At 39.3% G+C, this 2,036-nt stretch carries 1 protein-coding gene; it reads right to left on the bottom strand.

Annotation, left to right across the window (positions count from 1 at the left end; translation table 11 throughout):
* Position 1: 1 nt before the first annotated feature.
* A partial coding sequence (locus tag E1176_RS03960) for a PKD domain-containing protein (protein ID WP_155209273.1) occupies positions 2-2,036 on the bottom strand: 2,035 nt, incomplete at its 5' end.

Genomic DNA, 2,036 nt, shown 5'->3' with positions numbered 1-2,036 from the left:
ATCATCGTAGCAAAGTGATATTTTGTTTGAAATTAAATTCTTTACCGTAAGCGCCTGAAGCTTTTACGTAACAAACGTATACTCCCGCTGGCTGTATTTGGCCATTGTGAGACCCCTCCCATCTTTTTTCTATATTACCAGTTGCATCAAATATTATCTGGCCATTGCGATTGAATATTTTGAATTCGTGTAGCGTCTTAATGCCTTGCTGAATTAAACCCAGCTCGTCATTTTTACCATCATTGTTAGGTGAGAAGGCATTTGGTAATTCTAAATAAACATTTAAATCAAGATCGACAGTGGTAGTATCCGAACACCCGACTGTATTCACCACAGCGTGACTTAACCTGTAGCGCTCGATAGCATCATATGTATGCGTGGGGTTCTCCGAGTATGAAAATGCTCCATCACCAAAATCCCAAAAGTAGCTGACGATATCACCTTGAGAATCATCAAAAAACTGTACAGGTAAAAAGGCCTCAATAAAGCCTTCCTGCAGGCCTATACCTGCGGTTGGTGTTTCTTTAACATATACTTGTCTGGTAAGTGTATCTGCACAACCTAATGTGGAGGTAGAGATTAAGCTAACCGGGAAGGATCCACTTTCGTCAAAGTAATGCTGGGTGTTCAAATCAGATGAAGTTGATCCATCTGGGAATATCCATTGATAACTTTCTATCTCACCATCACCCGGTTGAGTATTGTTGGTGAAAGGCATAATACTTCTCGCACAAATGGTATCGTAAGAAAAATCTATTTGGGGTGGCGCCAGGATATTTACCATTTTAGTTATAGAGTTTTCACAACCGGAAAAGCTGTTTGAAACATTAAGTGTGACAGGAAAGCTACCGCCTCTTGCAAACTTGTGGTTTGTTAAAGAAATAGGCATTTGACCCGCTTCAGAATATCCATCGCCAAAATCCCAGTGATAATCAGTGATGTTTTCAAGGGAGTCTCTAAAGGCTTCGGTAAGCGTAATAAATTGTTTAGCACAGATGTTAAGTTCAGTCTCAAAATCAGGAATCACTATACGATCTGCAAACTGATTGAAAGAGGTTTGAGAGCTGCATCCATTATTATCTATGACTTCGAGTTTTATATTATAATTAGCTCTTTTAGCAAAGGTGTAATCTGTTGTCAATTGATTCGATATGTCAACTTCATTGCTCCTAAGATTTGTAAAAGTCCATGTCGCATATTGAATTGGTTTTGAACTTGTGAACGAAAATGACACCTCTTCACCGACACAATATCTTTCTGCGCTAGATTCGATTGTAATCTCAGGCAAAGGAAAAATTTCTACCCCGTCATTGAAATTTGCGTAACAAGCATCTGAAGCATCAGGGTGTGAGTTGTAAATAACATCAAGTGATATATCGTAGTTACCAGGAGTCTGGTATTGATAATTTAATGATGACCCGAAGCGTGTCTGACCATCACCAAAGTTCCAAAGATGCTCATCAATATGAACCCCACCAGGACCTGTAGCATTAATTAGCTCGCCCAGGCAAAGTTCTTTTTCCGGGGGGTTGATTTCAAAAAAGTTATCAATGGCGGTATTATAAACTTCTGTAGATGTAGTAGATATGCACCCGTCATCATCTTCTATTTGTAAAGTGACCGTATAGTCACCTTCTACTGTAAATTCATGTGATGGATTCTGAGCAATTGAAGTATTGTCGGCACCTGATGCCGGATCACCAAAATTCCATGAATAATCTGTGATGCTGTTAGTATAGGCTATTGATTGATCAGTAAAATTAACAATATCTCCATTTTCACAGAAAGGGGTGTATTGTAAGTCTGCCACCAAAGGATAATTTACATTGATTACGTCAGAATAATCACAACCAATTGAGTCGGTTGCAAACACGTAATAAAAGCCTGCAGTATTGATGTTTATATCTGGCGTGGTAGCACCAGTGCTCCATGCGTATGTGATCGGCCCCGTACCACCTTGTACAATTTCTGTGGTTAGCAATGAGTCTGGGTCGCTGCATTTTAAGAAGAAACTATCTGGTATAATATTTACTTCC

The organism is Fulvivirga aurantia (genome assembly GCF_009711475.1).
Taxonomy (GTDB): domain Bacteria; phylum Bacteroidota; class Bacteroidia; order Cytophagales; family Cyclobacteriaceae; genus Fulvivirga; species Fulvivirga aurantia.
Note: the sequence above shows the minus strand (reverse complement) of the source record. Positions and strands in the feature narration are given on the sequence as shown.